The sequence below is a fragment of the Microbacterium sp. VKM Ac-2870 genome, assembly GCF_015350795.1.
Classification (GTDB): domain Bacteria; phylum Actinomycetota; class Actinomycetes; order Actinomycetales; family Microbacteriaceae; genus Microbacterium.
Map to the genome: position 1 here is coordinate 615,268 of NZ_JADKSH010000003.1, position 20,929 is coordinate 636,196.

Genomic DNA, 20,929 nt, shown 5'->3' on the forward strand with positions numbered 1-20,929 from the left:
CGAGGAGGGAGGCGTGGTGACAGATCTATCGAGCGAGAGGGCGCGGGCACGCGGAGTGCGCCTACCTGCCGCGGGACACGGACCCGGCTTCTGGATCGTGGCATCCACGTTCCTCACGGTGATGGCCTACTCCACCGTCCCCACACCGCTGTATCCGCTGTACGAAGAACGTGACGGCTTTCCGGTTCCGACGATCACCGTCATCTTCGCCGCGTACGCGGTCGGGGTCGTCATCGCCCTCTACCTGCTCGGGCACGTCAGCGACTGGGTCGGGCGGCGACGGATGCTGGTCGTCGCTGTCCTGGTGTCGGCCCTGTCGGCGGTCATCTTCCTGCTGTGGCCGGAGGTGCCCGGCCTCATCGTCGCGCGCCTGATCAACGGCGCGAGCATCGGCATCCTCACCGCCACAGCCACCGCGCACCTCTCCGAGCTGCGCGCCGCCGCGAAGCCGGATGAGGACGGCATCATCGCCTCGTCGATCGCCGGAGCCGCCAACATCGGCGGACTCGCTCTGGGCCCGCTCGCCGGAGGCCTGTTCGCCGAGTTCCTGCCCGATCCGCTCACCCTTCCGCACGCGGTCTTCCTCGTGCTGCTGCTCGTCGCGGCGGTCGTGCTGACCTGTGTGCCCGAAACCGTCGCCCCCCGCGAGGAGCCGCCCGCGTATCGTCCCCAACGCCTGTCGGTGCCGCGCGCCGCGCGGCCGGCTTTCGTCACCGCCGGCTTCGCGGCCTTCGCCGGCTTCGCGGTGTTCGGCCTGTTCACGGCGCTCGCGCCGACGTTTCTCGGGACGACGTTCGGCCAACACGATCACCTCGTCGCCGGCGCGACCCCGTTCGCGGTGTTCGCAGCCGCCGCGGCCGGGCAGCTCATCTTCGGCCGCCTCCCCCTGCGGACCCAGTTGACGATCGCCGCGATCGCATGCGGGGTGGGGCTGGTCACGGTCGCCGCCGGGGCCGTGCTGCCGAGCATCGTCGCGTTCGTCGCCGGCGGCGTGATCGCTGGTCTGGGCGTCGGTGTGCTGTTCAAGGGCGCCGTGGCGACCACGATCTCGCTCGCCGACCCCGATCGGCGCGGGGAGACTCTGGCGCTGCTGTTCCTCATCGCCTATGCGGGGCTCGCCGTGCCCGTTCTCGCGGTCGGCGGCGCCCTGCTGTTCGCGCCGGCGACACCCGTGCTCCTCGTGTTCGTGACGATCGTGCTCGTCGCCACAGTGTCGGCGGCGTCGGTCCTGATCCGCAGGGAGGCGAAGTGAGCGGCGATGCCACGGCGAGTTCCGTGGCATCCGCGCCGCCCACCGCGTGGACGTCACTGCGAATCAAGGTCTTCCGCGCGATCTGGTTGGCGGGGATCGTCAGCAACATCGGCAGCTGGATGCAGAGCGTCGGCGCGCAATGGATGCTCGTCGAAGGCGGCAGCGGTCCTGCCGTCGTGGCCCTTGTGCAGACAGCCGCCGCCGCGCCCGTGCTGCTGCTCGCGATCCCCGCCGGTGTGCTGGGCGAGTTCATGAACCGGCGGCGGATGCTCATCGCCGTGCAGACCGCCCAGGTGATCGTGGTCGGCATCCTCATCTGGCTCACCGCGGCGAACCTCGTCACCCCACCCCTGCTGCTCGTGCTGACGCTGCTGCTCGGAGCGGGCTCCGCGATCCAGCTGCCCGCGTACCAAGCGCTGGTGACCGACATCGTTCCGGCGCCCCTCGTGCAGGGGGCCGCGGCCCTCACCTCCATCGGCGTCAACGTCGCGCGCGCCGTCGGTCCGGCTCTCGCCGGCCTGCTCGTCGCGCAGGCCGGCGTCGTGGCCGTCTTCGCTGCGAATGCGATCTCGTTCGCCGCCTTCGTCGGGGTGCTTCTCGCCTGGCGGGGGTACTCGGTGCCGCGGGGACGGCCGGAGCGCTTCATCGACGCCACGCGCGCCGGGTTGCGGTACGTGCGCCACTCCCGCGTGATCCTCGATCTGTTCGTGCGACTCGCTCTGTTCCTGCTCCCTGCCAACGCCCTGTGGGCGCTGCTGCCGATCATCGCCAGCGCAGAGCTGCACTTGCAAGCCAGCGGATACGGACTGCTGCTGACGGCACTCGGCATCGGGTCGATCGCGGGAGGCATCCTCCTGCCCACCGCGCGGAAGAGATGGACGACGAACACGACGCTGGTCTCGGCGGCGGGCCTGTACGGCGCCAGCACCGCGGCGCTCGTCGTCTTTCCGTCGATCTGGACGGCGTTGCCCTTGCTGGTTCTCGCAGGCATCGGCTGGATCGGTGTGATCGCCACGGTCAACGGCACGGTGCAGGCGTTCCTGCCCGCCTGGGTGCGTACGCGCGGTCTCTCGGTCTACCAGCTCGTGCTGTTCGGCGGAACGGCCATCGGTGCCGCCCTGGCCGGCGCGGCCGCCGGGTTCGCGGGAGTCGCGTGGGTCACCGGCCTCTGCGGAGCGCTGATCGTCGTCCTCGCCGCCGCGGGGGTCGTCTGGCCGACCGCCAGCACGGTCGGGCGCGGGCGCGGCGCGGTCGAGCTTCCCTTCCCGGAGGGATCGTCTGTCGACACCGAGGTGGTCGATGCGGCCAGACGCCCCGTCCTGGTGCTGCTGCGGTACCGGGTCGCCGCTGCGCGGCAGGCGGACTTCCTCGCACACATGGAGATGGTCGGCCACAGTCGTCGACGCACCGGTGCACGGTCCTGGCGGTTGTACGAGAATCACGAGCAGCCGGGGACGTTCGTGGAGGCGTTCGCGGTCGGTTCCTGGCAGGAGCATCTCAGCCAGCACGCCGACCGCGACACGCAGTACGACGACCAGCTCCTGGCCGACGCGCGGCAGTTCAGCGAGGACGACCCCGCGGTGGAGCACCTGATCGCCGTCCCGGAACGGCACGCGAAGACCGCCCCGACGCGCGGAGGATGACGACGGATGACGAATGCGAAGACCCCTCGGCTCGACATCGGCATCGTCGGCGGGTCGATCGGCGGCCTGTTCGCCGCCTCGGCGCTGACGCGGGCCGGTCACCGCGTGCAGGTGTTCGAGCGGTCGCAACACGGACTGGCGCGACGAGGGGCGGGCCTCGTCGCGCAGCAGGAGGTATATGACCTGCTGCGCGCCGTCGGCCAGCCCGACGAGGTCGCGGTCGGCGTGGTCGCCTCCGAGCGGATCACCCTGAACCGCAGGGGCGATGTCGTCTACCGCGACCCGACGCCGCAGACCCAGGTCTCGTGGGATCGCCTCTACTCCGTGCTTCGCGCGCAACTGCCGCTGTCGGCCTACCGCCTCGCCTCTCCCGTAACCCGGGTCACGAGCACGGACGGCGGGGCGGTGGTCGCCTTCGCCGACGGGCGTGAGCAGTCGTTCGACCCTCGCACCGGGCGACCTGGCCGACGACCTGCGTGACCAGCTCGTCGACGACGCCCGGGCAGAGCTGCCGCCGGCATTCGCCGACGCGGTCGCGGCGGAACCGCAGCCTTTCCTGCAGGCGATCCTCGACTACGTGCCGCCTCGCATCACCACCGGAAGGGTGGTGCTGTTGGGCGACGCCGCGGTCGTGGTGCGACCGCACACCGCCATGGGGGCGGCGAAGGCGGCCGGCGATGCGCTCGTTCTCCACGACCTTCTCGAGCGGCTGCCGCTGACCGCCGCGATCGAGCAGTACGGGCGGGAACGGCTGGAGGTCGGCCGGTCGATCGCCGCGTACGGACTGCGCCTGGCCGAATCGCTGCCGTTCTTCCGCGCCCCGGCCTGACCCCGCTCGCACCCGGACGTTCCGCGGGGCGAGCGGGGCGCGCGGGGCGTGGCGTCGTTACCGCAGCGGCACGATGCCCTGCGACGTGCGCGGGAAGGTGGCCAGCACGTCGGCCGGGATGTTCAGGTGCGCGCTGACGAGCTGCGGCGGCAGATGGCTGAGCCAGTTCGCGAGCGAGACCTCTTCGTAGTGGTCGCTGCGGAACACCTCGAGAAACTGCAGCACGTCGTCGCCGGTGTTCTCCACGTAGTGACCGAAGTTGCGCTTGACGACGCCCACATCGCCGGCGCGGAAGTCGGTGGTGTTCGCGTGCGGACCGGTGTTGAACACCGTCATCCGTGCCGACCCGCGCAGGTAGTACTGCCACTCGTCGGCGTTCGGATGCCAATGCAGCTCCCGCATCGATCCCGGCTCCACCGTCACCAACGCGGTGGCGACCGTGGAGGCGACGGGGAAATTGGTGCTGTCGGCGATCTGGATCCGACCGCCGCTGTTCTCGTGCACGGGCGTCGAGCGCGAGAGGCGGAAGATCACCGGCTGGTCATCGCCCCACTGCACCCCGGCGGCGTTCTGGTCGGCCTCGAGATCTCCGGGCACGTCGCCCGGGAAGATCCAGAGGTTGTGCAGCGGGATGTCCCTGAACACCTCCTGCGCGACGCCGAAGTTCTTCGCCAGCACGTCCGGCGGCGTGTGCGCGAACCAGTCCGTCAGCAGCAGCGTATTGCTCTCCGACTGTGAACCGTCATCGAACGCGAGCACGAATTCGGCGCCGTCGGGGCCGAGGCCCTGCAGCGAGTGCGGCAGCCCGGCCGGGAAGAACCAGAGGTCACCCTCCTCGACGTCCTCGACGCTCGGCATCCCTTTGCGGTTCAGCGTCGTGATGCGGCATCGGCCCCGGGTCATGACCGCCCACTCGGCCGTCTGATGCCAATGCAGCTCGCGGATGCCGCCGGCTTCGAGATACATGTTGACCCCGGAGATCTCCTCCGAGATCGCGAAGTCCTGCTGGGTGATCTCCCGTGCCCAACCGCCGCGCTGCACCCGCCGCGGCGAGATGTTGAACGACGACCAGAAGAACGCCTGCGTGCTGATGTCGGTCGCGGGAGCGTCGATCTGGTTGGGGAACTGGCTGGCGATCACCGGGTTCTGCGGACCGGTCATCACCAGGCTCGCCGGATCTCCGACGGTGTTCACCTCGCCTTCGCCGGGAAGGTCGGGGTTGCCGAACGACGCAGGGGCGTGGTTCGGGGCGGTCGCGCCGGTGGGTTCCATGTCGATCTCCTTCGCAGGCAATTGGCCGATGCGACCAGGACATCGCGGCCGGCGAGCAAACGGGTCCGACAAATGACGTGAATCACGTGAACGCGGTCAGCTCGCGAGATGTCGACGGTGACCGCTATGTTCGCGGTGATACGGGCGCTCGCGCGTGCGCGGCATCCGACACCGGACGAAGGACGAGCCACGATGTCATTCCAGGCGTACCTCGACACCATCGAGACCAAGCCGCAGGGGTGACGCGCGGCTCAGGATGCCGTGCGGATGCGGACCTCTCGCTCCATCCGCTTCTCGTGGCGAGCCCGTCCTTTGATCGCTTCGGCTTCGCGGCTCTTCGGCGGCGCAGACGTGACCAGCGCATCGAGCAGGCGCCGCGTCGCCGCGGCGATCTCGTCGATGGCACTGTCGAAGGCCTCGGCGTTCGCGCGGGAGGGATGGGTCGACCCGCTCACCTTGCGGACGAACTGCAGCGCCGCTTCGCGCACCTCGTCGTCGGTGGTCGGGGGTTCGAAGTTGTGGAGCACCCGGATGTTTCGGCACATGCCGCGAGCGTAGACCCCGCGGACCGCGAGCGGAACGCCGATGGGTTCGGCCGTCACCTCACACCGAATCACGCTCGAGCGTGACGTCTGATCACTCGTCGATCTTGCCGGTGACGACGAGCGTGGCGCGACCCAGGATGTGGGAGGCCATGTTGAAGCCGAGGAAGGCCGGCGTCGCATCGGCGGGCACACCGATGTCGGCGACGTCGAGAGCATGCACGGTGATGAAGTAGCGGTGCTCTCCGTGGCCGGCCGGCGGAGCGGCGCCGATGAACTGCGCAGAACCGGCGTCGTTGGTCAGCTGGACGGCCCCCACAGGCAGCAACTCGCCCGAGGGGCTGCCGGCACCGACCGGCAGCGATGTCGTGGATGCCGGGATGTTCGCGACCGCCCAGTGCCAGAAGCCGGAGCCTGTCGGGGCGTCCGGGTCGTAGACCGTGACGGCATAACTGAGCGTGTCGGCAGGGGCGCCCGACCAGGACAGCTGTGGTGACTCGTCTTTCCCACCGGCAACTCCGAAGGCGCCGGAGTACTGGGGCGCCGGCCAGGCACCCCCGTCGTGGACGGTCTCGCTCGTGACGATGAAGCTCGGTACGTCGGGGAGGCGGTCAAAGGGGTCGTTGGGCATGACGTGTCCTTTCGTCGCCGATCACCGTAGTCGCTCGCGGGTGCCTCCGCAGGGGCCTTGCGGGTGCCGGCAAGGATGCTCATGCCCCGATCACAGGAAGCGCCCGGAGGCGAGGAGCTTCGGCGTCCCCTCCCGCGCCGTGGGGCTCATGGCGAGATGTAGGGATGCCGCAGCGCCGTGGGGGTACGCGATGTCCGGCATCCGGCGCACCGCACCGTGCCGTGCCGTGCCGTGCCGTATTCAGTCTGCATGCCGGGCTGTCACGTGGCTGCCCCCGAAATCACGGGGCCGCCGGCGCGAGTGCGACGCGCGGAGACTGAATACGGCACGGCGGGATCTCGGGTCACGCCGCTCGGAAGCACGCCGCACGTCACGTTGAGGGGCACGCGAGTGCGACCTGGCTTGCCCGAGCCGTCGCGGTTCGCGTCAGCCGGGCGGGAAACTGCCCGGGTGCTTTCGAGCGAGTGCGGCGAAGTAGCTCGGCTTGGCGCGGATGATCACGGTGAGGTTGTCGAGAGTGACCGTAGCGTCGAGCGGCGCGATCTTGGGCAGGAGGATGCGTGCGGCTGACGTCACGAACGCGCGCGTCAGCGCCGCCCCGATGATGGCTATGACCAGGTTGCAGACGGCGCCAAAGATCACCCAGTTCTTCGCACTCGCCTCGTCACCGGCGACGAGCTCCGCAATCGCACCACTGAGCGCGACGATCCAGAACGCGACAGCGAGCCATACCGCGATCGAGAGCACCGCTTGCGTCCGCAGAATCGGGCGCGCCGCGCGCTCGCCCACAAGCTGAATCCAGACCCCCCGCTGCCGGCGCAGCTCCCGGACCGGAGAGAAGATCAGCCTCGTTCGGATCGATCGTGGCTCGCGGTGCCGATCAGAGGCGTTCACGGCGCGATGTTATCTGGCATTCCTGTGGCGGGAGACGCGGCCCGTCACTCCCAGGTGGCCGTGTCGGGGTCGATGCCCGCGGCGCGCGCGCTCTCATCTATGGCCCTGCTCAGCCATACGGCAAGCCCCGGCCGCACCGCGTCGTAGTGTGCCGCGAAACGCGGGTCGGCGACGTACATCCGCCCGAGGCACACCTGCATCTGCGGGGTGATCGGGAAGAACTGCGAGAGCAGGGCGCGGTGTCGCTCGACGAGGCGGTTCGCCACGGCATCCCCGGGTGTCGCTCCGCCGTCGACCGCGGCGCCGAGGTCGGCCTCGAACGCCGTCATCGCCTCGGTCACCGCCGCCCAGTCACCGGTCGAGCGTGAGGCTGAGCGCTCGGCGTACTGCTGCCACTGCGCCGACTGTCCGTAGGCCTCGCGTGCCTGCCTGGGCCAGTCGGGGTTCCACTCGGAGCCGAAGATCGCGCGCTGCTCCTCTTCGGAGAGCAGGATGCCGCGCTCTTGCGCCTCGATCATGCGGGCGAGATCGCCGTCGAGGTCGTTCAGCTGCGCGATGCGCTGCGCGAGCTGCGCTCTCTGCACCCGCAGCTGCTCGGCGACATCGCCCGACGGCTCGTCGAGGATCGTGCGGATCGCGTCGAGGTCGAGGCCGAGTTCGCGGTACACGACGATGCGCCGGAGGCGTTCGAGGTCGGCATCCGTGTACAGCCGGTAGCCGGCGCGCGAGCGTGCGGCGGGGCTCGCGAGGCCGATCTCATCCCAGTGGTGCAGGGTCCGCACAGTGAGGCCGAGGCGCGCGGCCGTCTCGCCCACCGGCATCCCGTCGTCAGACATGGGACTCATTGTCGTCGGTGCCGATGCCGACTGCGCGGAGGGTGCGGCCCTCGACGCTGTCGGGGTCGAACACCTTGGCCGCGGTGAAGATCACGCGGGCGTTCTCGGGGGTGATGACCTCGATGTCGCGGGTGTTCCACATCGTGTCACGCGGTTGGGCGTCGACGCCGAGGGCGCGGAGGGCCTCGACGATCGGATCGATCTGGTCGAGCACGCAGGCGAAGCTCACGCTCGCGGCGGGGGCGCTTTCGGCTGGCGCGCCGGCGACGAGGAGGACGTCTTGGAACGCCCACCGGCGCAGGTGCACCATCTGCCCCGGGATGCCGAACAGCTCGAAGAAGCCGAGGCCGCGGGTCCAGAAGTCGAAGGATGCCGGCAGATCCGCCGTGGGGATCGTCACGAACATGGGCATGCCGTAGATGCCGCGGAACAGCGGCGGGGCGACGGCGTCGGGTCCCGGAGCAGGGACGGGGCTCATGTCGAAGGCGTCGGGAAGGTCGGTCATGAGACCACGATCGAGCCTGACGTCGCGTGAGGGTCAAGCCCCGGCTGCGATGCGCACGCTGTCACCGGAGGTGTTCGCGCGGTGGCCCCGGGCGTCGGCGCGCCGGGGAGAATGGCGTGATGACCCGTCGCGCGAAGAGGCCCGCCGCCACCGTTCCCTGGATCGTGCTGGTGCCGTTTGCGGTGTCGGGCATCATCCATCTCGTGCGACCCGGTGTGTTCACGCCGATCATCCCGCGAGCGCTGCGCCGGTGGGATCGGCCGCTCGTGGTCGCATCGGGGATTGCGGAGCTGGCGTGCGCGGTGGGACTGGTCGTGCCTTCGACCCGGGCCGCCGCGGGGCGAGCGAGCGCGGTGGTGCTGGCGGCCGTCTGGCCCGCGAACATGCAGATGAGCATCGACCTCGGTCGCCGGGCCGCTCGCCGCCGCACCCCGAAGGCGTGGGCCGCGTTCGCCGTGTCGCTGGCTCGACTGCCGCTTCAGGTCACATTGATCCGGCGGGCGCTTGGGAACTCACGCTGAACGAAACCAATCAACCCCGTCACGCCCCTCATCGCGCACCGCGGTATCGCCCTTGCCGCGGTTTACTGCCCTCAACTGCTTGAATGGTGCCCAAGCAGTCCAGCCCAAAGGAACGGTGATCGCTTGCCCACCAAGATCAGCAATGTGCGTCTGCATGACTTCACGGTGTTCTCAACGCTCGACCTACCCCTCGCAGAGGGCATTAACGTAATAGCTGGCGAGAACGGTGCGGGCAAGTCCCATCTGCTGAAAGCGATGTACGCAGCCATCTCTGCAGACGAAACGCCTCGCGACGCTCCTTCGTCAAGCGTCGAAGCACGACTGGCGGCCAAGCTCGTCAGCGTCTTTAGGCCGGAGTCTCTCGGCAGGCTGGTCCACCGGCGCCCGGGCCGCGGGAGAAGCAGGGTGGACCTCCAATTCACTGCACCGAAGCAAGGTCTTTCGTTCTCTTTCTCCACCAACTCCCGTACCGAGGTCAACGTCACACGCCGTCTGTCGAAGCCAATCGACGGCACGCCAGTTTACTTCCCAACACGAGAGCTACTCACCCTTTACCCCGGGTTCGTGTCGCTCTACGACAGGACCTCACTCGAATTTGAGGAAAGTTGGCGGGACACCTGCCTTCTGCTAGGGCTGCCGCTGACCCGCGGGCCTCGCGAACAAAGGGCCAAGTCTCTGCTCGCGCCTCTTGAGGAGTCGCTAGGAGGAAAGGTCGCGGAGGAAGGCGGTCGGTTCTATCTCCGAGTCGCAGGCGGCGGCAAGTATGAGATGCCTTTGGTCGCGGAAGGCATGCGCAAACTCGCCATGCTTGCGCGCCTCATAGCGAACGGAACTCTCCTAGAGAGCGGCTTCTTGTTCTGGGACGAACCGGAGGCCAACCTCAACCCACGTGTCTTGCGGCACGTGGCGAAGACTGTTGCGGCGCTCGCCCGGTCGGGCGTGCAGGTCTTCGTCGGCACGCACAGCCTCTACTTGATGAAAGAACTTGAGATTCTGAAGCGGGCGGAGCCTGATAACTTCCCACCACTTCAGTTCATCACTCTCACCAAAGATGAAGCGGGTGTAAGGGCTGACACCGGCACCTACCTCGACGAGCTAGACCACCTCGCAGTCCTCGACGAATCGATCTCACAGTCCGATCGATACCTCGACGCGATTGTTGCTTCGTGATCGTCGACGTTGAGGGTGCGACCTTCGCATTCACGGACGAGTGGTCTGCCATAAAGTACGACGACTCCGATTTCTACCGCGCGCTATACTCCCGTGTCCATGATGGGCTCGGCGCCGTCGACATCGTGGCCCTTCATTCGGATTCAACGACAGGTCACGACGTGAGGGTTGTGCTGATCGAAGTCAAGGATTATCGACATCCGAACTTGCGTCAGAAGGCACCCAGCATTCTGATCGAGGAAGTGCTACGGAAAGTCACCGCAACTCTTGGCGGCCTCTCGGTCGGGGCAAGAAGGGCAAATATCGAAGTCGAGAAAGCGCTATTTTCGCGCGCGCAGGGCGCGGCTCGCGTCGAACTAGTGCTCCACTGTGAAAATCCGTCAGTACCAATCGTCGACCCGTCCGAGTTGGCCATCAAGTTGAGGCAGCGGCTGAAGCGGATCGTTGACTCGGCCGTTGTCGGAAAGTCAATTCTTCCGGGCGGACCCTGGTCAGTCGTAATGCCGACGCTTGAGTCCTGAATCTGGCACTCGAACCTTCAGGCAGCGTTCGGGGGTGAGAAACGAACTGGTGACAGGTCAGGTCAAGTTGTCACCGATTCGTTCCTCACGCCCCGCCTTGCCAACATGGCTCGACCACTACAACCTAGACAGAGCCACGTCGGCATCGGAGGCCAGACCCCCATCGACCGAATCAACAACGGTCGAGGTCAGTACATCTAGATCACCGCGGGCGCAGCTCACATCTCGTTGTTGGTGATAATGGGCACGTCGATTCTGTCTCGGGCCACGACCGTTCCGTCCTGAATGACGTAGCACTCGACGATGTGCTCGCCGCGGAACGATGAGGTTTCGGTGCGAATCCCTGGTTGGGTGGAGTCGATGATCTGCCCGCGGATCATGTGTCGACGTTCCGCCTCCGGGCCTCGGTTGAGGACTTTCCATTTGAACGTGTAGGGCTGCGTCGCTGTGCAGTTGGTGACCTGGAACTTGAGGTGCTTGCCGGCGGCTAGGGGGATGCCGATGCGTCTCATTGCGCGAAGCCAGAGGGGTCGCCATCCGTCCTGGGTCACTTCGCAGTCGATCGTGACGCTCTCGGTGATGTCGACGAGGTAGCGACCCTCGATGAACTCTTCGGTGTGCGTTTCCGCGTAGGAGGCGGATGCGGCGAGGACACTGTCGGCGGTGGTCAGGGGGACGCTGACGCCGAAGATCTCCCGCCACTTCTTCACCGCTGCGGTCTTGCCTGCGTCGTCGATTGCGTCTACGCAGCGCTTGTGCGCCCTTTTTGCTTTCGCTTGGAATTTGGCTTTGACGTGGACGCGCTGGCGGCTGCCGAGTGCAAGGTAATAGTCCTGGTCGGGTTCGTCCATGAGGAAGGCGAAGAAGTCGCGGGACATCAGGTCGAACGACGCGGTGTTCGCGGTGTCGTAGTCGGAGGTCTGGTCAAAGAAGCTGTGAACCAGGGTGTCGATGACGAGCCCGCCGATGTTGACGCCGTTGGCGTTTTTCCAGGCGCGGGTCATGCGTGCGAGGTGGCGCATGTTGGTGGACGTGCGGTCGTTGCAGTCTTTCGTCGCCTTGATCTCCGCGCGGGGCTTGGTGGTCTTCCATCCCTGGGCTTTGGTGTCGGGGTAATCGAAGGTGCCGTCAGTGTTTTCGAAGGCGGGCTGCACCTCGAACTTGAAGGCGTTGGTGGCGAACTGCACGCGCACCACGCACTGGTCGACTCGGATATCGGTGTTGGGGTAGCGAGCGGTGAGGGTGTCGCGCACTCGTTCGAGCATTCGTCGGGGGCCGTTGTCGTCGCTGTAGGCGTCGCGCAGGCTCGAGGGCAGAATGAAGATCATGTCCAGATCGGAGATGGCCTTGATAGCCGTGTGCCGACCGAACGATCCGATCATGAGCCTGTATTCGATGCAGCCGTCTTTAGCGCGGAAGTTCTTGTTGAGGGCTTTGGTGATCTCATCGTGACGGGTTCGGATGGTGGCGACCTTGTCCCCGACCTTCAGGTTGGTCAGCAGACCGTCGAAGATTTCGTAGGTCTCCATGCTCACTGCTCACCCTCGTTGAGTCGGAGCGCTTCGGGCAGCAGCAGATCGAGCTCTCGGGAGGTGAAGGTCAGCTCTTCGTTGTTTTTTAGGCCGTTCTGCGCTCGGGTGTACGCCTTGACGCTGGTGCGTGGTGCCGTGGAGTAGATCTGGAGAGTTGTTGCCCGTAGGTCATTGCGAAGGTCTCGGACGCTGGAGTCGGAGACGTTACCGCTCATTAGGTCTGCGATGAGGGACAGGTAGGACTCGCGCACGTTCCAGAGCTGAGAGGCCGTCTCGCGGTGCGCCTCTGCTTCTTCGTGGAAGCGGAATGTCTTGGCCCCGAGGGATACCCAGGTCACCAAGATGGCGACGGTGGAGGTGATGAGGCCGGTCACAGTGGTGGTGGTGAATTGACCTACCACTGCGGCGAGGAAAGTGCCCGAGCTGATCGCGGTCAACGCAATGAGAACGCCCTGCTGCCATCGGTGTTTGGTGAAGCAGATGTCCGCCTGCTTCTCATGGGTTTTGTGCGAGTACGCCACCCGGCCGAACGCTTCGCGAACCTGCCCCAACAGGTACGGGTCGCGCCCCGTGTCGACGGGATCAGAATCAGCCAAGGTCGCCCCATTCTTTCGCTTACAAGCCTCTACAGGCGAGTTCATTCGAGTATTACCGGGGAATTTGGAAGCTGGAGCGTCACAGCGGTCGTTGCAGCGATCTTCAGTGCTTTCGCCCAGTCCGCCCGAGCAGCAAGCGCCTTCACGAGATTCTTTGCCTTCTCAGACGGATGCTCCACTCGCGCGAGTTCGTCCTGGACGGCCGTCAACACTTCGCCGATGAGAGTTTCCTTTGACCCCACCGTTGGGTCGTGGCGCCCCGGAGCAGTCCTGACAACGACAATCAGGCGGTGCTCGGCCGCACGTCGACGAACTTCGCTTTCGACGAGATCGAGCACCGCAGTCTTGCCGCTGCCCCAGTTTCCAGAGAGCCCCAGTGCCACCGAGTCAAGCTCCTGATCGAGTAGAGCATCGGTGATGGTCTGCGCAATGGCATCAAACGACAGCAGATCGACAACCGCGGGTTCATCCGGAAGGAGACGTGCGGCAGGAGCGTTCAGGTCAAACATCTCGGGCCTTGTCACTTTGTCTTCCTCGCATCTTCGCGACCTCACGAGTGGTAATTGTCCAATTGGACACCTCGGGACATTTGTACTCGGAATTTGACACGTTCAGCGGGAAATTACCCCTACCCGAAGTCGCCCGGGGCCATGTCGGTGAAGCGGGAGAAGTGGCCCTGGAAGGCGACGGTGATCGTGTCGGTCGGGCCGTTACGGTGCTTGGCGACGATCAGGTCGGCCTCGCCGGCGCGGGGGCTGTCCTTCTCGTAGGCGGCCTCGCGGTGCAGCAGCACCACCATGTCGGCATCCTGCTCGATCGAGCCCGACTCACGCAGATCGCTCAGGGCCGGCTTCTTGTCGGCGCGCTGCTCGGGACCACGGTTCAGCTGCGACAGTGCGATCACCGGCACCTGCAATTCCTTCGCAAGCAGCTTGAGCGCGCGCGAGAACTCCGACACTTCCTGCTGACGGCTCTCGACGCGCTTACCCGAGGTCATCAACTGCAGGTAGTCGATGATGACCATCTTCAAACCCACGCGCTGCTTGAGCTTGCGGCACTTCGCGCGGATCTCGACGAGCGTCATGTTCGGGCTGTCGTCGATGTACAGCGGCGCATCGTTGATGCGACCGCGGGTCGCGGCGATGGTCGTCCAGTCGCGGGAATCCAGCGTGCCTTTTCGCATGCTCTGCAGCGGGATGGCACCCTCGGCGCTCATCAGACGCATGGCGATCTCACTGCGACCCATTTCGAGCGAGAAGACGATCGTCGGCTGCTGCGCCTTGATCGCCGCCGCGCGAGCGAAGTCGAGCGCGAGCGTCGACTTACCCATGGCGGGACGCGCCGCGATGATGATCATCTGACCCGGGTGCAGACCGTTGGTCAGCTGGTCGAGTCCGGCGAAGCCGGTGGGGATGCCGGTCATCTGACCGTCTCGACCGCGTGCGGCCTCGATCTCCTCGACCGCGGCATCCACGGCGATCTGCAGCGGCACGTAGTCTTCGGCCTGCTCCGCACCGGTGACCGAGTAGATCTCCGCCTGCGCGTTGTTGACGAGGTCGAGCGCGTCGCCCTGACCGTTGTAGCCCATCTGCACGATGCGCGTGCCGGCCTCGACGAGCCGGCGCAGCAGCGCACGTTCGCGCACGATCGACGCGTAGTACGCCGCGTTCGCCGCCGTCGGCACGATCGAGGTCAGCGAGTGCAGGTAGTCGGCGCCGCCCGAGCGCTGCAGGTCACCGGTCTTGATGAGCTCGTCGGTGACGGCAACCACGTCGGTAGGCTCGCCGTGCGAATACAGCGAGAGGATCGCTTCGAAAATCAGCTCATGCTTCGGCACATAGAAGTCGGTGCCGCGCAGCGCCTCGATGACATCGGCGACCGCGTCGCTCGACAGCAGCATTCCGCCCAGCGTGCTCTGCTCGGCGAGCATGTCGTGGGGAGGGGTCCTCTCGGGACCGCGCTTCTCGATGGGTCCCCCGAAGCGGTCTTCGGAGATGTCCGCGATCGACATGCAGCTCCTCTTCACACGCTCGATGACCGGCCCCCTCGCGAGGCCACACGCCACGTTAGGGACGGGTTCCGACAGCCGCAAACGCACCTGTGGATAACTCTGTGGAGTATCTGCGCGAAACGCCGAGCACCCTGTGCACAGTGCCTGTGGAAACAGGTGCTCATTCCTCAAGACTTTGCGACAAAAATACCCTCTGACCAGGCATCCATACTTTTCCGCCCTGTGGATTGACAATGTGGTTGAAGTGCCGGTTGAAGGTTCGGTCGCCGGACGAGGGTTGGGGACAACCATGGGGATGAATGCGATGTTGTCAAGTCGAGATCAGCTTCCGGCGCGTCGGAAATCGCATCCATAGGGTCTAGACAGGAAAGCTCCACCGGCGTATCTTCGTGGGTCCAGGCACCATGACGGCTCCGGCCGACATTTCCGACACATCGTCGTGGGAGGTGAACCATGGCAACAATCGCAGTCCCCCCGCTGCGCCGCGGAAGTAGCACACGGCGATGGGCCCTCCTGGGCGCCGCCGGTGCGGGAGCCGCGCTGGCCTGGTTCACGCTCTCTCTCTTCGCCGTGCCCGCGGCCCACGCCGCAGACGACGACAACAACCCGCTCGGCTCGTTGATCGGCGGAGTGTCCAGCACGCTGTCGACGGTGACCACCCCCGTCCTCCAGCCGGTCGCCGATGTCCTTGCTCCGGTCGCCGACGCCGTCGCGCCTGCGGTCGAGGTGGTCGCACCCCCGCTCGGCAGCGTCGTCTCGTCGGTCTCGCCCGTCCTCGAGCCGCTGGCCCCCGTCGGCGACATCGTCGCCCCGGTTGGCGCGGTTCTCGGCGACACGGTCGGCCAGATCGCCCCCGTCCTCGCGCCGGTCACCGGCGCTCTCCAGCCCGTGGTGGATGCCGCGGCCCCCGTCACCGGCGCCGTGAGCGCCCTCCCGGTGGTCGACCACCTCATCCCCCCGGCTACCGGGGTGGTCCCGCCACTCGGCGGTGCGGCATCCGCCCTCGATCCGTCCGCCATCACACCGCAGATCCTCAGCGCTGCGGTCGCCGGCACCTGGCAGCAGATGACCGGTCAGGTCGAAGCAGCCTCTCGCGGCCTCTCTGCCGCCTTCGTCTCGGCCACCACACTCACCGGCGCCGCGACCGGATTCTCGACGCCCGCCGGCGGCCCGGCTGGTCCCGACGCACCGTTCTCCGCGCTCACCCTCGAGTCGACGACGTTGATCTCGAGCGGTTCCGGCTTCACCTTCGGCGCCAGTGCCGTGCTCGCCTTCGCCGTGTTCGCCGCATACCGTGCCTGGATGCTGCGACGCACGCCGACCGACGAATATGGGCTTCCCGCGCCGTTCTTCGACACCGACGTCTCTCCCGACTGACGGGGGTTCGGCCGCGCTCTTGTGCGGCACGTTCCCGCGCGCTCTCGCGCGCACAACCCCCCGATTCTCAGGAGCGATCATCATGAACACCACCATCAAGCGCGCCCTGTGGGGCACGCTCCTTGCCGGAGGCATCACTCTTCTCGGCGCGACCGTCGCTCAGGCGGCAGAAACCACGGGCGACGGCGGTCTGCTGTCGGGCACCCAGGGCCTCATCTCGGTGCAGGCTCCCATCACCGTCGCGGGCACCGGACTCTCGGTACTCGGCGACGCGACCAGCAGCAACGCACAGACCGCTCAGCCCTCGATCAGCGTCGGCGGCGACGGCACCACGACCGACGGCTCCGACGGCACCGTTTCGGGCACCCAGGCGCTCATCGATGTCGTGCTGCCCATCACTCTCAGCGGCAATGCGGTATCGGTCCTCGGCGACGCCGGCAGCACGAATGCCGGCACTTCCGCCCCCGCGGCGGCCCCTGCCGACGCCGCCGCACCCACGGATGCCGGTGCGCCCACCACGGGCGGATCCGACAGCATCCTGGGCGGCACCCAGGGCGTCGTGGACGTCGCTGCCCCCGTGACCGTGAGTGGTAACGCCATCTCGGTGCTCGGTGACGCCGACAGCACGAAGGCAACCACGACCGGCGGTACGACCGGCGGCGGAACCACCAGCGGTGCCACCACCGACGGCTCCGACGGCATCCTCGGCGGCACGCAGGTGCTCGCCCCGATCACCGCCCCGATCACCGCTGGCGGCAACGCCATCTCGGTGCTCGGTGACGCCGACAGCACCAACGCCGCCACCACCGCTCCGGCGGGTACCAGCGGCACCACCAGCGGCGCCACCACGAGCGGCATCGGCGGCATCCTCGGCGGCACCCAGCTGGCGGTACCGGTGACGGCGCCGATCACGCTGGGCGGCAACGCCATCGCGGTCGTCGGCGACGCCACGACGAGCACTCCCACCACGGGCACCACGCCCACGACTCCGACGACGCCCACCACCCCGACGACGCCCACCACTCCCACGACGCCCACGACACCGGTCACGACCGGCGGCGGCGCCACGGGTGGCATCGTCGGCATGGCGGCGGCGACGGGCTCGGTGAAGACGCTCGCCCAGACGGGTGGGGTGCTGAGCTCACTGCCGATGCTGGCGGGACTGGTCGCGATCGCACTGGGGGTGATGCTCACCCTGCGCCGCAGCGCCCGCGCCGAGTGATCACCGACCGGGAGGGATGGCGACCGTGCCTGGCACCGTCCCTCCCGGCGTCGGGCGAAAACGACGGATGCCGCGACCTCACCTTGGGGGAGGTCGCGGCATCCGTGCGGACTTACTTGGCAGCGACCACCTGAAGGGTGATCACGGCGGTGAGGTCATCGCGCAGGCGCACGGTGGCCTCGTGCTCACCGACGGCCTTGATGGGCGCGGTGATGTGGATCTTGCGCTTGTCGAGCTCGCCCAGACCGGCGGCCTTGACGGCGTCGGCCACGTCGGCGGTCTTGACCGAACCGAACAGGCGGCCTTCCTTGCCGGCCTTGACGGCCAGCTTGACCTTGTTCGACTCGAGGGTGTTCTTGAGTGCGACGGCCTCTTCGTGGTCGTGGATCGCACGGGCGTCACGGGCGGCGCGGATGGACGCCACCTGCTTCTCGCCACCGCGGCTCCAGGCCACGGCGAAACCCTGGGGGATGAGGTAGTTGCGGGCGTACCCGTTCTTGACCTCGATGACGTCGCCGGCGCTTCCGAGCCCGGCAACTTCGTTCGTGAGAATCAGCTTTGCCATGATGGATGCCCCTTAGCGGCCAGCGCCGGCGTAAGGCAGGAGCGCCATTTCACGGGCGTTCTTGATCGCCTTGGCGATCAGACGCTGCTCCTGCACCGAGACACCGGTGATACGACGGGCGCGGATCTTGCCACGCTCCGAGATGAACTTGCGAAGCGTTGCGACGTCCTTGTAATCGATGACGCCGACGCGGATCGCCTTCGCGGGAGCAGCGTTCTTCGCGCCCTTCCGCGGCTTACGGCGATCGCCGGTAGCCTTTCCAGCCATTGTTTTCCTTAGGTGTGTGCGGATGCCGAGGCATCCAAGATTTTCTGCGTGAGGGTGTCGACGCGGCCCTGAAGGCCCCGGTCAACCCCCGGGGGCGACGATCAGAACGGAGTGTCGTCGCCGTAGGCGCCGGGTGCGCTCCAGGCATCGGGGGCAGCCGAGCCAGGAGTAGCCCAGGGCTCCTCCTGCTGCACCTGTGCGGGACGCGACTGCTGGCCGCCTCCGCCACTGAAGTTGCCTCCGCCGGATGCGGCACGCGTGACCTGGGCCGTCGCATACCGCAGCGAGGGGCCGATCTCGTCGACCTCCAGCTCGATCGCGGTGCGGTTGTTGCCTTCGCGGTCCTGGTAGGAACGCTGCTTCAACCGACCGGTCGCGATGACGCGGGAACCCTTCGTCAGCGAACCGGCGACGTGCTCGGCGAACTCACGCCACACCGACGCGCGGAGGAACAGCGCTTCGCCGTCCTTCCACTCGTTGGCCTGACGGTCGAAGTTGCGCGGAGTCGACGCGATCGTGAAGTTCGCGACGGGCAGGCCGTTCTGCGTGTAGCGCAGCTCGGGATCTGCCGTGAGGTTGCCCACGACGGTGATGACGGTCTCGCCGGCCATCGTCGTTACGCCTTCGCTGCCTTGCGAGCGGCCTTGGCGTCGGCGCGCTCCTTCTCGGCGGCGACCAGGGCGATCGCCTCTTCGGCGCGCAGGACCTTGGTACGCATGATCTGCTCGTTCAGCTTGAGCTGACGGTCGAGCTCCTGCGTGGCCTCGCTCGTGGCGGTGAAGTTGACGACGGCGTAGATGCCCTCGTTCTTCTTCTGGATCTCGTACGCCAGGCGACGCTTGCCCCAGATGTCGACGTTCTCGATGGAGCCACCGTCTGCGGTGATCACCTTGAGGAACACGTCGAGCTTGGGGGCGACCTGACGCTCGTCGATCTCGGGGTCGAGGATGACCATGAGCTCGTACTGGTGTGAGTGCGTCACTAACCCACCTCCTTCGGACTAGAACGGATGCCGGGCATTTCCCGGCATCAGGAGGGTTGATGCACGTGCCCGCCGGGCACGCCGGAACGGCATGCAGACGGGCAACCACAACAGTCTACCCGACGACCGCTACGCTCTGGAACGAGGGCGGAGAAGAGGGAGTGGTGGATGCCGCACACAGACGTTCCGGCGCGCTCGGGCGCCGTGCTGACGGCGTTGCTGCTGGCGGCGGCCGTCTGCAATCTGACCACGGGCGGTGCCACCGTGGCCCTGCCCGACATCGCGGCATCCTTCGACGCCTCGCAGACCACGCTCAACCTCGTCGCGCTCGGCACGGGGCTGGGCCTCGCGATGACCGTGCTCTACGCGGGCGCGATCGGCGACCGCTACGGGCGAGTGCCGGTGCTGTGCATCGGCCTGGTCGGCCTGCTCGTGGCGGGCACGGCAGCCAGCGTCGCCCCGACCGTCGAGACGCTCATGGCGGCGCGGGTACTCACCGGGGTCGCCGCCGGGTTCGCGTTTCCGACGACACTCGCGCTGATCACCGCGCTCTGGGCCGAGGGGCCCGCCCGGGTGCGCGCGATTGCGCTGTGGACGGCGACCGGCGCCGTCGCGACGGTCGGCGGATCGGTGCTGTCGGGCGCGCTGGTCGTCGCGTTCGGCTGGCGCATCGCCCTGCTGCTGCCGGTGCCGATCGCCGTCGTCGCCCTACTGATCTCAGCCCGCGCCATCCCGCGCGGGGTGGCGGAGTCGGACGAGCAGGTCGACCACCTCGGCGGCATCCTGTCAGTCGTGGCGATCGCCGCCCTGGTGCTCGGTCTCGGCATCGTCTTCGCCCCCGGTGACACCGCGATGGGTCTCGCCCTGCTCGCGGCCGCGGCCGTCCTGCTGGCCGCCTTCGTCGTCCACCAACTGCGAGTCGACGCGCCGCTCTACGACCTCGGCGTCGCGCGGCGCCGACTGTTCTGGGTGCCGGCCGTGGCGGGCACCCTCGCCTTCGGCTCTCTCGTGGGCGCCATGTTCGTCGGTCAGCAGTACCTGCAGAACATCCTCGGCTACGACGCGCTTCAGGCCGGCGTCGCCCTCGTTCCGGCGGCCGTCGCGCTGTTGGTGTGCGCGCCGTTCGCCGCCCTGCTCGTCGCCCGCGGCGTCCGCGTCAGCATGATCGTCGGCTACGTCCTGCTGATCGGCGCGTTCGCCACGATGATGGCCTGGAACGAAGCCACGGGCCCGGTCGTGGTCGCCCTCGCTTTCGCCCTGGTCGGCGGCGGCGCGTCGTTCGTGATGACCGCGGCATCCCGCTCGCTGACCAGCAGCACACCGGTGCGCAAGGCCGGCATGGCCTCGGCCACGAGCGACCTGCAGAGCGACCTCGGCGGCGCGGTGTTGCAGGCCCTGCTGGGCGCCGTGGTCGCCGGAGGATTCGCGCACGTGTTCGCCGGGCTCATCGCCGCCTCGCCCGAGGCCTCGTCGCTGTCCGACGAGGTGACGCGCGCTCTGCAGGCGTCGTTCGCCTCGGCCGCGCACGTCGCTGCAGACAACCCGCTCTACGCGGCGCAGATCCTCGAGGCCGCGCGACTGAGTTTCGTCGACGGCGCGTGGGCCGCCTACCTCGTGGGCGGCATCGCGCTGGTGCTCGGGCTCATCGTCGTCTCCGTCGGGCTGCCGGGCCCCGCCGCCGAACAGCAGCTGCGCGACCGCTACCGCGAGCAGGACGCCGCGCTCTGACCTCGCCGCGCTCTGACCTCGCCGCGCTCTGAG

At 67.4% G+C, this 20,929-nt stretch carries 25 protein-coding genes; 11 read left to right on the forward strand and 14 right to left on the reverse strand.

The window, feature by feature from the left end; genetic code table 11:
- Window positions 1-13: 13 nt before the first annotated feature.
- Genes ITJ43_RS10310 through ITJ43_RS15110 form a run of 4 tightly spaced genes read left to right on the forward strand, consistent with a single transcriptional unit; the run spans window position 14 to window position 3,724 of the window.
- A complete protein-coding gene (locus ITJ43_RS10310; protein WP_323741194.1) occupies window positions 14-1,252 on the forward strand; it encodes an MFS transporter in 1,239 nt (412 codons plus the stop codon).
- The gene (locus ITJ43_RS10315; protein WP_194583735.1) at window positions 1,249-2,895 is read left to right on the forward strand and encodes an MFS transporter; all 1,647 of its coding nucleotides are present in this window, start codon (window positions 1,249-1,251) and stop codon (window positions 2,893-2,895) included. The genes ITJ43_RS10310 and ITJ43_RS10315 overlap by 4 nt, the downstream gene beginning before the upstream one ends.
- 6 nt (window positions 2,896-2,901) lie before the next feature.
- Complete coding sequence (locus tag ITJ43_RS15105; protein ID WP_228495638.1) at window positions 2,902-3,375, forward strand: NAD(P)-binding protein; 474 nt, start codon at window positions 2,902-2,904, stop codon at window positions 3,373-3,375.
- Window positions 3,323-3,724, forward strand: a complete 402-nt coding sequence (locus tag ITJ43_RS15110; RefSeq protein WP_228495639.1) for an FAD-dependent monooxygenase — start codon at window positions 3,323-3,325, stop codon at window positions 3,722-3,724. The genes ITJ43_RS15105 and ITJ43_RS15110 overlap by 53 nt, the downstream gene beginning before the upstream one ends.
- A gap of 57 nt (window positions 3,725-3,781) precedes the next feature.
- Here ITJ43_RS15110 and ITJ43_RS10325 read toward each other — a convergent pair whose 3' ends face one another.
- Window positions 3,782-4,996, reverse strand: coding sequence for a cupin domain-containing protein (locus tag ITJ43_RS10325; protein WP_194583736.1), 1,215 nt, complete (start codon window positions 4,994-4,996; stop codon window positions 3,782-3,784).
- A 108-nt stretch (window positions 4,997-5,104) separates the two neighbouring features.
- Between ITJ43_RS10325 and ITJ43_RS15210 the strand changes: the two genes are divergently transcribed.
- Window positions 5,105-5,239 carry a hypothetical protein gene (locus tag ITJ43_RS15210; RefSeq protein ID WP_267238044.1) on the forward strand — a complete coding sequence of 45 codons (135 nt, stop codon included), beginning with the start codon at window positions 5,105-5,107 and terminating at the stop codon, window positions 5,237-5,239.
- 8 nt (window positions 5,240-5,247) lie between these two features.
- Here the strand turns inward: ITJ43_RS15210 and ITJ43_RS10330 are convergent, their stop codons facing one another.
- The 5 genes from ITJ43_RS10330 to ITJ43_RS10350 all read right to left on the reverse strand — a co-directional run bounded on the left by ITJ43_RS10330 (window position 5,248) and on the right by ITJ43_RS10350 (window position 8,404).
- Window positions 5,248-5,541 (reverse strand): DUF2277 domain-containing protein, encoded by a 294-nt coding sequence (locus ITJ43_RS10330; protein ID WP_194583737.1) that lies wholly within the window; start codon window positions 5,539-5,541, stop codon window positions 5,248-5,250.
- 91 nt (window positions 5,542-5,632) lie between these two features.
- Complete coding sequence (locus ITJ43_RS10335; protein ID WP_194583738.1) at window positions 5,633-6,169, reverse strand: YbhB/YbcL family Raf kinase inhibitor-like protein; 537 nt, start codon at window positions 6,167-6,169, stop codon at window positions 5,633-5,635.
- A gap of 426 nt (window positions 6,170-6,595) precedes the next feature.
- Window positions 6,596-7,063 carry a hypothetical protein gene (locus ITJ43_RS10340; RefSeq protein ID WP_194583739.1) on the reverse strand — a complete coding sequence of 156 codons (468 nt, stop codon included), beginning with the start codon at window positions 7,061-7,063 and terminating at the stop codon, window positions 6,596-6,598.
- 44 nt (window positions 7,064-7,107) lie between these two features.
- Window positions 7,108-7,899, reverse strand: a complete 792-nt coding sequence (locus ITJ43_RS10345) for a MerR family transcriptional regulator (protein ID WP_194583740.1) — start codon at window positions 7,897-7,899, stop codon at window positions 7,108-7,110.
- Complete coding sequence (locus tag ITJ43_RS10350) at window positions 7,892-8,404, reverse strand: VOC family protein (protein WP_194583741.1); 513 nt, start codon at window positions 8,402-8,404, stop codon at window positions 7,892-7,894. Before ITJ43_RS10350 ends, ITJ43_RS10345 begins: the two co-directional genes overlap by 8 nt.
- A gap of 119 nt (window positions 8,405-8,523) precedes the next feature.
- Between ITJ43_RS10350 and ITJ43_RS10355 the strand changes: the two genes are divergently transcribed.
- From ITJ43_RS10355 to ITJ43_RS10365, 3 genes are all read left to right on the forward strand, one after another.
- Entirely contained in the window at window positions 8,524-8,925 is a 402-nt protein-coding gene (locus ITJ43_RS10355) for a DoxX family protein (RefSeq protein WP_194583742.1), read from the forward strand.
- A 123-nt stretch (window positions 8,926-9,048) separates the two neighbouring features.
- A complete protein-coding gene (locus ITJ43_RS10360) occupies window positions 9,049-10,095 on the forward strand; it encodes an AAA family ATPase (RefSeq protein ID WP_228495640.1) in 1,047 nt (348 codons plus the stop codon).
- Window positions 10,092-10,616 carry a hypothetical protein gene (locus ITJ43_RS10365; RefSeq protein ID WP_194583743.1) on the forward strand — a complete coding sequence of 175 codons (525 nt, stop codon included), beginning with the start codon at window positions 10,092-10,094 and terminating at the stop codon, window positions 10,614-10,616. The genes ITJ43_RS10360 and ITJ43_RS10365 overlap by 4 nt, the downstream gene beginning before the upstream one ends.
- A 218-nt stretch (window positions 10,617-10,834) precedes the next feature.
- Here ITJ43_RS10365 and ITJ43_RS10370 read toward each other — a convergent pair whose 3' ends face one another.
- From ITJ43_RS10370 to dnaB, 4 genes are all read right to left on the reverse strand, one after another.
- Window positions 10,835-12,145, reverse strand: a complete 1,311-nt coding sequence (locus ITJ43_RS10370; protein WP_194583744.1) for a nucleotide-binding domain-containing protein — start codon at window positions 12,143-12,145, stop codon at window positions 10,835-10,837.
- 2 nt (window positions 12,146-12,147) lie between these two features.
- Window positions 12,148-12,744: an SLATT domain-containing protein gene (locus ITJ43_RS10375; RefSeq protein ID WP_228495641.1), complete on the reverse strand. Its 597-nt coding sequence runs from the start codon at window positions 12,742-12,744 to the stop codon at window positions 12,148-12,150.
- A gap of 41 nt (window positions 12,745-12,785) precedes the next feature.
- Complete coding sequence (locus tag ITJ43_RS10380) at window positions 12,786-13,268, reverse strand: P-loop NTPase fold protein (protein WP_194583746.1); 483 nt, start codon at window positions 13,266-13,268, stop codon at window positions 12,786-12,788.
- A 104-nt stretch (window positions 13,269-13,372) separates the two neighbouring features.
- On the reverse strand, window positions 13,373-14,755 hold the full coding sequence (dnaB, locus tag ITJ43_RS10385) for a replicative DNA helicase (protein ID WP_121190005.1): 1,383 nt from the start codon (window positions 14,753-14,755) through the stop codon (window positions 13,373-13,375).
- 453 nt (window positions 14,756-15,208) lie between these two features.
- Here dnaB and ITJ43_RS10390 point away from each other — a divergent pair, with 453 nt between their 5' ends.
- Window positions 15,209-16,132, forward strand: a complete 924-nt coding sequence (locus tag ITJ43_RS10390) for a hypothetical protein (RefSeq protein ID WP_194583747.1) — start codon at window positions 15,209-15,211, stop codon at window positions 16,130-16,132.
- 82 nt (window positions 16,133-16,214) lie between these two features.
- Window positions 16,215-17,354 carry a chaplin family protein gene (locus tag ITJ43_RS10395; protein ID WP_194583748.1) on the forward strand — a complete coding sequence of 380 codons (1,140 nt, stop codon included), beginning with the start codon at window positions 16,215-16,217 and terminating at the stop codon, window positions 17,352-17,354.
- Window positions 17,355-17,466: 112 nt separating this feature from the next.
- On the opposite strand, the gene rplI is transcribed toward ITJ43_RS10395, so the two are convergent.
- From rplI to rpsF, 4 genes are all read right to left on the reverse strand, one after another.
- Window positions 17,467-17,919: a 50S ribosomal protein L9 gene (gene rplI / locus ITJ43_RS10400; RefSeq protein WP_005054607.1), complete on the reverse strand. Its 453-nt coding sequence runs from the start codon at window positions 17,917-17,919 to the stop codon at window positions 17,467-17,469.
- A 12-nt stretch (window positions 17,920-17,931) separates the two neighbouring features.
- Window positions 17,932-18,186 (reverse strand): 30S ribosomal protein S18, encoded by a 255-nt coding sequence (gene rpsR, locus ITJ43_RS10405; RefSeq protein ID WP_005054609.1) that lies wholly within the window; start codon window positions 18,184-18,186, stop codon window positions 17,932-17,934.
- A gap of 101 nt (window positions 18,187-18,287) precedes the next feature.
- Entirely contained in the window at window positions 18,288-18,797 is a 510-nt protein-coding gene (locus tag ITJ43_RS10410) for a single-stranded DNA-binding protein (protein ID WP_194583749.1), read from the reverse strand.
- Between the two features lie 5 nt (window positions 18,798-18,802).
- The gene (gene rpsF / locus ITJ43_RS10415) at window positions 18,803-19,141 is read right to left on the reverse strand and encodes a 30S ribosomal protein S6 (RefSeq protein WP_194583856.1); all 339 of its coding nucleotides are present in this window, start codon (window positions 19,139-19,141) and stop codon (window positions 18,803-18,805) included.
- A 195-nt stretch (window positions 19,142-19,336) separates the two neighbouring features.
- Between rpsF and ITJ43_RS10420 the strand changes: the two genes are divergently transcribed.
- Complete coding sequence (locus tag ITJ43_RS10420; RefSeq protein ID WP_194583750.1) at window positions 19,337-20,896, forward strand: MFS transporter; 1,560 nt, start codon at window positions 19,337-19,339, stop codon at window positions 20,894-20,896.
- The last annotated feature ends 33 nt before the right edge of the window (window positions 20,897-20,929 follow it).

Coding starts and splice junctions, on each gene's coding strand:
- ITJ43_RS15105 (WP_228495638.1), top strand. CDS start 2,902: ATGACGAATGCGAAGACCCCTCGGCTCGACATCGGCATCGTCGGCGGG.
- ITJ43_RS10325 (WP_194583736.1), bottom strand. CDS start 4,996: ATGGAACCCACCGGCGCGACCGCCCCGAACCACGCCCCTGCGTCGTTC.
- ITJ43_RS15210 (WP_267238044.1), top strand. CDS start 5,105: ATGTCGACGGTGACCGCTATGTTCGCGGTGATACGGGCGCTCGCGCGT.
- ITJ43_RS10330 (WP_194583737.1), bottom strand. CDS start 5,541: ATGTGCCGAAACATCCGGGTGCTCCACAACTTCGAACCCCCGACCACC.
- ITJ43_RS10335 (WP_194583738.1), bottom strand. CDS start 6,169: ATGCCCAACGACCCCTTTGACCGCCTCCCCGACGTACCGAGCTTCATC.
- ITJ43_RS10345 (WP_194583740.1), bottom strand. CDS start 7,899: ATGTCTGACGACGGGATGCCGGTGGGCGAGACGGCCGCGCGCCTCGGC.
- ITJ43_RS10350 (WP_194583741.1), bottom strand. CDS start 8,404: ATGACCGACCTTCCCGACGCCTTCGACATGAGCCCCGTCCCTGCTCCG.
- ITJ43_RS10355 (WP_194583742.1), top strand. CDS start 8,524: ATGACCCGTCGCGCGAAGAGGCCCGCCGCCACCGTTCCCTGGATCGTG.
- ITJ43_RS10370 (WP_194583744.1), bottom strand. CDS start 12,145: ATGGAGACCTACGAAATCTTCGACGGTCTGCTGACCAACCTGAAGGTC.
- dnaB (WP_121190005.1), bottom strand. CDS start 14,755: ATGTCGATCGCGGACATCTCCGAAGACCGCTTCGGGGGACCCATCGAG.
- ITJ43_RS10390 (WP_194583747.1), top strand. CDS start 15,209: ATGGCAACAATCGCAGTCCCCCCGCTGCGCCGCGGAAGTAGCACACGG.
- ITJ43_RS10395 (WP_194583748.1), top strand. CDS start 16,215: ATGAACACCACCATCAAGCGCGCCCTGTGGGGCACGCTCCTTGCCGGA.
- rplI (WP_005054607.1), bottom strand. CDS start 17,919: ATGGCAAAGCTGATTCTCACGAACGAAGTTGCCGGGCTCGGAAGCGCC.
- rpsR (WP_005054609.1), bottom strand. CDS start 18,186: ATGGCTGGAAAGGCTACCGGCGATCGCCGTAAGCCGCGGAAGGGCGCG.
- ITJ43_RS10410 (WP_194583749.1), bottom strand. CDS start 18,797: ATGGCCGGCGAGACCGTCATCACCGTCGTGGGCAACCTCACGGCAGAT.
- rpsF (WP_194583856.1), bottom strand. CDS start 19,141: ATGGTCATCCTCGACCCCGAGATCGACGAGCGTCAGGTCGCCCCCAAG.
- ITJ43_RS10420 (WP_194583750.1), top strand. CDS start 19,337: ATGCCGCACACAGACGTTCCGGCGCGCTCGGGCGCCGTGCTGACGGCG.